The organism is Methanococcoides sp. (assembly GCF_030594565.1).
In the GTDB taxonomy this organism is placed as follows: Archaea; Halobacteriota; Methanosarcinia; order Methanosarcinales; family Methanosarcinaceae; genus Methanococcoides; species Methanococcoides seepicolus.
Window position 1 is genome coordinate 1 of sequence record NZ_JAUVEY010000106.1, and the last position, 7,709, is coordinate 7,709.

The 7,709-nt window shown below is 43.2% G+C and carries 5 protein-coding genes; all 5 read left to right on the forward strand.

What is annotated here, in order from left to right; translation table 11 throughout:
• Positions 1 to 184, forward strand: a 184-nt coding sequence (locus tag QAS77_RS08895; protein WP_305065030.1) for a hypothetical protein, incomplete at its 5' end; no start/stop codon positions are given.
• 553 nt (positions 185 to 737) lie between these two features.
• Positions 738 to 2,048 carry a metallophosphoesterase family protein gene (locus tag QAS77_RS08900; protein WP_305065031.1) on the forward strand — a complete coding sequence of 437 codons (1,311 nt, stop codon included), beginning with the start codon at positions 738 to 740 and terminating at the stop codon, positions 2,046 to 2,048.
• The gene (locus tag QAS77_RS08905; protein ID WP_305065032.1) at positions 2,035 to 5,874 is read left to right on the forward strand and encodes an AAA family ATPase; all 3,840 of its coding nucleotides are present in this window, start codon (positions 2,035 to 2,037) and stop codon (positions 5,872 to 5,874) included. The genes QAS77_RS08900 and QAS77_RS08905 overlap by 14 nt, the downstream gene beginning before the upstream one ends.
• A gap of 167 nt (positions 5,875 to 6,041) precedes the next feature.
• Entirely contained in the window at positions 6,042 to 7,292 is a 1,251-nt protein-coding gene (gene larA, locus QAS77_RS08910) for a nickel-dependent lactate racemase (RefSeq protein ID WP_305065034.1), read from the forward strand.
• A 12-nt stretch (positions 7,293 to 7,304) separates the two neighbouring features.
• Positions 7,305 to 7,709: FAD-binding oxidoreductase (locus tag QAS77_RS08915; RefSeq protein WP_305065036.1), on the forward strand; the 405-nt coding region annotated here is incomplete at its 3' end.

Below are 7,709 nucleotides of genomic sequence, written 5' to 3' on the forward strand. Positions count from 1 at the left end.
AGAGTCTTCTCAGCAAAACACACCAGACAACTACGTTGAAGGGTATGAAATGACAAAAGAATCCACAACAAGTGATTCAGCCTCGTCGTCTACATCCTTCTCCGGTGCTGATATTTTAGGCAGCGTGTTGGTCATATTAGCAGTTGGTGCCATATCTATCGGTTTCAGGAGACGAAGGATCTAATACCAATTTAGTAGCACTTCGATAATGTTGTCGAAGTGTATTTTTATTTTTTTGTTTTGGTTATCGATCCTCAATACTTGGTTATCTGCATGCCATAAACAATATAAAGGGAATCTTGGGCTTTTGACGTTCTTGCTTATAGCCGATGGTTAGATTAACAATTTCTAATGTGCATGGGGCAGCTGCTTCAGTCATTCTGGTAAATGTATTATCGGCTCTGTAGAAATTTCATTGGTGTCCCTAAACTCTTTTTTGCTCGCAAAGTTAAAGATATGATAACATTGATGTGAACTTTGGCTGAAGTTCTCGAAACTTATCATCTTAATGGGATACATGTTCCCTCGAGTCGCTACACCCCACAAAGAACTATATTCGCCAACTGGTCAATATAATATCAGGAAGTAAGGTGGGAGCAATAATATAGGCTTTTCATGTATTCTGATGTACCGCCGAAGGTTTTCGTTTACTGTCACTCTGCCTGGCACAATTTCATAACTTTTAAATAATAATCATCTATCTAATAATATTAGAAAATTTCTGAAAGGTTCTTCACATGACCGCAAAAAAAAGCTCAAAACCCAAAGATAATGACAATTTCATCTTTGTACACGCAGCGGACCTTCATCTGGACAGTCCTTTCCATGGGCTTTCAGAGATAAATCCGCAATTAAGTGATGTGATGACAAAGGCTACATTTGCTGCTTACAACAATATCATTGACACTTGCATTGAAAAGAATGCTGATTTTCTTTTAATTTCCGGCGATATATACGATAGTGCCGACAAAAGTCTTTATGCCCAGCTAAAATTTCTCGAAGGACTTAAAAGGCTTTCAGCAGCAGGCATTGCAACATACATTACACATGGGAATCATGATCCTTTGAATGGATGGTCTGCAAGTCTGGAATGGCCTGATAATGTTAAAGTTTTCAGTGGGGATGATGTAGAAAGCGTTTTTGTGGAAAAGAACGGCAAAGTGGTCGCTACCATCAATGGGATCAGTTACCGCACAAAGAACATTCAGGAAAATCTTGCAAAACGTTTTCAACAAAAGGAGCCGGGTTCTCCATTCACTATAGGGATGCTCCACTGCACGGTGGGTTCAGGTGAAGGTCATGACCCTTATGCACCGTGTACTATGCAGGACCTTAAAGGATCAGATTATGATTACTGGGCACTTGGCCACATACATTATCCGCAGGTAATGACAACCGATCCTTACATCGTCTATTCCGGCAATCCGCAGGGAAGGGATCCTGGGGAATTGGGGGAGCGGGGATGCATGTTAGTGGAAGTGAATGAAAAAGGTGATACAAAGGTCGATTTTGTACCTGTGGATTCTGTTCGATGGTACATCGAGGAAATATCTGTAGAAGAGCTTGAAACGGAAGCTGATCTGATCGGAGCACTGGAAGATAAGATGGATAAGCTTTCTGAGATTGCAGAGGGCAGGTATGTTATCTGCAGGTTCAGACTTCAGGGCAGAAGCCAATTAAAACGACTTCTGATAAAAGAGGACTTTTTGAACGATATTGTGCAACATCTGCGGGAAAACTATAATATTGGTCCGGGTTCGGTCTGGATAGAAAGATTGAAGGACGAAACATCTTTCCCGTTCGAGCGCGAGAACCTTTTAAGCAGAGATAATTTCATTTCCGATATATTGAGCATAACCGATGAGATCTGTTCTGATTGTGGTGATCTTAAAGAACTTGATGAACCTTTACATTCTCTTTTTGGAAAAGGGAAAATAAGACATGTTCTAAGGTCATTTGATGATGAGGAACTTGTCAGTATCGCAAGGAATGCAGAAGAGTTACTTCTGAATAAATTGATCCCGGAGGGTGAGTATGAGGATAACTGATCTGAACATAGACGGGTTTGGAAAGTTCAATGATCTTTCCATTAATGATCTGGGTGAAGGATTGACTGTGCTCCATGGTAAAAACGAAGCCGGGAAATCCACTTTGCTTTCATTCATAAGGAGGATGCTGTTTGGTTTCCCGGATAAGAGAAGCAAGTGCAACCATTATCCTCCGTTCAAGGGTGGACTGCATGGCGGAAGACTTTCGGTTTACGGGGATGACGGGGCTAATTACACCCTAGAAAGATATGCAAAGGATGGGCTGAACGTCTATCTTCCAGACGGTACCATCAAAGGTGAGGCAGAACTTGGAAAGTTACTTGGCAATGCGGACAAGGATGTTTTTGAGAATGTCTATGCTTTTGGTCTGGACGAACTACAGGATTTCAACAGGCTGAACGGAGAGTCCATCAGCGGGAAACTGTATAGTGCAGGGACTGGTATTGGTGCTGCTTCTATCTCTTCCATTCAACGATTTTGTGATACTAAAAAAGGGGACCTGTTCAAACCATCTGGAAAGAAACCATTGATAAATACTCTTTTTACTGGGATCAATAATATCGAGCAGAACATAAAGGATATCGAAGATGGACAATATACCTATGATCTGTTGCATAGTGATATCGGGGATACGGAAAAAAAGATAAGTGAGCTCAAGGAAAAAAAGTCAGCTCTTTTGGAAAAGCAGGAACATATAAAGGCTCTTTTGTCGGTGTGGGATGATTGGGTAGAACTTCAGATACATGCCAGCAAACTCGAAGAGCTTCCTAAGCTTGAAAGTTTTCCTGAGAATGGGCTTAATCGATATGAGAGCATCAAAGAGAGGATAAAGGATATCGATGAAAGCATTGCTGAACTGAACAGTTCCATTGAAAGGAACCGGACGCAACAGGGCAATATTGTGGTTGATGACCTTCTGCTTGCACAGAAGGATGTTATATTCGAGTTGGGCAAAGGTGTCGGGAAATACAGGGCTGAAATAGTTGAGCTCCAAGACCTGAAGGTTTCGTTGAAAGGGGAAATGAAAAGACTTGGGGTCATGCTTCAGGTGATTGGACCTGAGTGGGATGAGGAGAAGTTGAATGGGTTCGACATATCCATACCTGCAATAGATGATGTACGCAAACGTCACGGTGAAATAAATGAGATGGATGATGATATAAGGGTCATGCGTCAGGAGCTCAAATCTATTGAGGATTCTATCTCGAAAAAGGACCGAACGCAAGACGCTGTTTATGGCAAGATACTGATGCAACGGTCTGCAATTCTGAATATGGCAGATCGTGTGGTGGGATATCGTTCCAATACTGAACAAATAATCTCTCACAGGATCAAGCTTGATGGTAAAAAGAAAGAACTTGCTAATTTATTGGGGGATATTGGAAGTAAGTGGGATGAATCCGTATTGGAAAACTTCGATATTTCCAGCAGTGTGAGGGATCCTGTTAGTGCCATGAAGGATGGTTTTAATGATACGGAATTGAATATCCATGACCTGGAAGCAAAGCTTGAATGGTCAAAGAATGACATTGTCAGGATCGATGGCAGTATAGATGAGATCGATACTAAGATAAATGCAATTGATATGCATATTCCTGAGGCTGAGCTTCACAAGATGCTTGCATCTTTGAAGAGCTTACAGTCACGATACTCTTCTCTTAAGGAGAAGGAGATCGACCTTAAGTCTTTAGAGAGAGATGAGAATTTTGCTTCAATGATGGGGCAAATGCCTGTTGCAATAAACCAGAAGATGCCGATATGGCCTACAGGGGTCTTTGCAGGGATGGGTGTTGCTGGGCTTGTGGCTGGTTATGTGTATAATGAATTGCAGGGAGGTATCGTTGCATGTATTGGTCTGTTCATTGTGGCAGTCATCTATTCTGTGTCTGTGAGGAATGCAGGTAAAAGTGTAACACTTCCTGCAAATGATGTGGGGGGTGCTCGATCAGGAAATGCAAAAGAGCAGGTTGTGCAGGAAATTCGGTCTATAAGGGAACAGATGTTGGTTGATGCTGTCTCCTGTGATTTCGAAGATATACCTGAAAGGTTCGTACTTGAAGATAGGTATGATGAGCTTAAGGAATATGCTCTTGGTATTAGGTCGGTTTCTGAGCTTAGATCGCAGAGGGATGGATTCGAGAAGGAAAGGCTCACATCCCTTGAACAGTATGTTTCGCTTGAATCAAACATTGACGATATGAGGGAGTTCCATAAGGAAATTCAAGCCGAGTGGAAAGAGTGGCTCATTTCATGTGATCTGGATATAGATATTGCTCCTGGGGACATGCCTGATAAGTTTGCTCTTGTTCGAGAGGGGAAGGATAAGCTTGTTTTCATAGGTGATATTCTGTCTCAGCTATTAAGGTGCGAGAGTTCTGTTGAAGAGTTCGAGGCGGATGCTCGGGAACTGCTTGATATGTGTGAGCTTGAGGATTCGGGACGTTCCATTGATCAGGATGTTCTGAAGTTGCGGGATGATGTGAATGCGGAATTTGCGAAGACCGGGAAAGTGGAACAGATCAAAAAGGACCTCGATGAATTGGTTGCCCGTTCAGATGTGCTGACTGTCGATCTTAAGGAAAAGGAAGCTGAAAGGGATATTGTTTTGGATAGATGGAAGGAGTGGCTTGCAAAGTATGGCCTTTCTTCTGAGATGACGACCGAGAGCATCCTTGATATTTTCACTTCGATCAGGAATTGTTATGAGGTACTGGATAAGATCAAGGATATGTCCGATAAGATAGGATCTTATGCTGATTCTATAACTGTGTATGAGAACAAGATCCGTTCGGTCCTTGATGTTTGTGAAAGAAAGGAGTCTGGGCTTGGTTTTGATACGGAACTGGAGCTTCTTCGGGATGATGTTGAAAAGGCGTTAAGTGAGAAGAACAGGTTGGATGCTCTGATCTTGGAGCTGGATGGACTTGTGTTCAGTCTTAAGGATGCTGAGGGTAAGCATTTGGGTAATTTGAGCGAGATGTCCGTTCTTCTTAAGGAAGGGTTTTCTGAGGCTGAGGATGAGTTTGTCAGTAATGCGAAGGTCTGGGATGAGCTTGTTCGAGCAAGAAATGGTTATGAGGTAGCTGAGTCGCATGTGAGGAAGCTTTCCGGAAATGATGATGAACATCTGAAGATCGTGGATGAGCTCAATTGTTCAAAATTTGATGTCTTGAAGGCACAAGAGATCGAAGCTGTCGGTTTGATCGGTGAGATCGATGATGAGCTTGAGTCTTTAAGCGATGAGAAGGGAAGTATCAGGAACCAGATCAGGCAGTTTGAGGGTTATAATGAAGGTTCTGCATTGCGGCTGGAACTTGAATCTCTTAAGGAAGGGCTTAATGAGAGGTCAAGGGAGTGGGCAACATATTCTGTTGCACAACATATACTTTCAAAGGCAATGGAGAGGTATGAAAGGGAAAGGCAGCCGGATGTTATTACTGAGGCGCAGTCGTTCTTTTCCAACATTACTGGCGGGAAGTATGAAAGGTTGTATTCTCCACTTGGTTCTTCTGATATTTTTGTTGAAGATGGGGCCGGAAAACGTAAGGATATAATTGAATTAAGTCGGGGTACGGCCGAACAGCTCTATCTTGCTTTGAGGTTCGGCTTCATTAAGGAGCTTGGTAAGCATTCCGAGTCTTTGCCTATAGTGTTCGATGATATTCTTGTGAATTTCGATCCGGTACGTAGCAGGAATGCGATCAGTTCTATCAATGAGCTGAGCTTGTCGAATCAGGTGCTTTATTTTACCTGTCATCCGGGAACTGTGGATATGTTCAGGGATGTAGTGCCGGATGTACGGGTCGTTGAGTTGAGCGAACTTTGAGTTTTGCTCACCTTTATCTTTTTTAAATTAGGGTTTTGTAGAAATTCTTTGCCTAACAGTTCCCTATTCAATAATTCCTCATTTCCCTAGCATTTTTATACTAAATTCACTTACAATGGTTCATATACACCACAAAGTTCAAAAATATTATAAAAGGAGCAATAAGAATGAATGTAAAGATCCCCTACGGAAAAGACTTTGTTGATATCGATGTGACCATTCCTCATGAGGTCTTATCCCCCAACGAACCAGAAGTAGGGGATGAGTCAAGCATAATTTTAGAAGCTCTTTCCGATCCTGTTGAAAAAGAACCCTTCGAGGAATTTGCGAACAATGCCGATAAAATACTTGTTATAGTAAATGATGCCACACGGCCTACGCCTACTGCTCGGGTTCTTGAGGAAGTGCAGGATACCTTACGTTCCCATCCTGATGTGAAGTTCATAGTTGCCACAGGTGCCCACAGGGGGCCCACCGAAGATGAGTTCAGATTCATTTTCGGAAACCTGTATGATGAGTTCAAAGATTCCATCTATGTCCACGATGCAAGAAAAGATGAGGATATGGAATATCTTGGTGTCTCCTCTAACGGCACAGAGATGTACATCAATAAGATGGTAAGGGAAGCCGTGAACATCCTTGTTATCGGTAGTGTCGAACCGCATTATTTTGCAGGGTATACTGGTGGAAGGAAAGCCTTTCTTCCCGGAGTTGCTGGTTTTAAGACGATCGAGATGAACCACAAGCATGCTCTTTCAAATAAAGCCCAGTCCCTCGCTCTTGAGGGCAATCCTGTGGCAGAGGATATGACCGATGCCATGGCAGTTCTTAATGACCTCAATATATTTTCCATACAGACGATACTGACTGCGGACCATGGACTTTATGCCATGGCAGCAGGGGATCTTTTCAAGTCATTTGATGCAGCTGTGGAAAAGGCAAATGAGGTATTCTGCACCAGTGCCACTAAAAAAGGTAATATCGTACTGACTGCTGCTCCGTATCCAATGGATATCGATCTTTACCAGTCGCAGAAAGCTCTTGAGAACGGAAGGCTTGCTCTTGAGGATGGGGGTATTATCATCATGGTCTCTAAATGCCGTGATGGGGTGGGGGAGGACACTTTCCTGAACCTGCTAAGTTCATCTGCTACATGTGAGGATGTCATGGAAAAGACCTCGCAGTGTTATAAGCTTGGTTTCCACAAGGCTGCGAGGATGGCACAGATAGGTACAATGGCGAAGATGTGGGCGGTCTCTGACCTTGATGACGAAATACTGCTCCGGGCAAAACTTGAGCCTCAGGAAAGCATACAGAAGGCTTTTGATAAAGCGGTGGCTACTATAAAAGCAGAGGGGAAAGAACCTTATGCGATAATCCTTCCTCAGGGGAGTCTTACTATTCCACTTATTGAATGAACAGGAGTAACAATGGAAAAACAGATCATCAACAGGCTACGGGAGGTTGTGGGGGATGAGAATATCCGCACGACCACAGCGGAACTGTATGCCTATTCCACAGATGCCGGAATACACCGCAGCATGCCTGATGCTGTCCTCAGGCCAAAGAACACTGAAGAGGTGGCAGGAGTAGTGAAACTTGCAAATGAGCTTCTCTTCCCTGTAGTGCCCAGGGGTGCAGGAACTGCTCTTTGCGGACACAGTGTACCTGTTGCAGCTGGGGTTGTCATGGACCTTCAAAGGATGAATGCTATCAAAGAGCTTCATATTGAGGATCTGTATGTGGTCGTTGAGCCCGGGGTGATCCATAAGGACCTGAACGCTAAACTTAAGGAATACGGCTTTTTCATACCCGGTCCTTCCAGTGGGAACGTT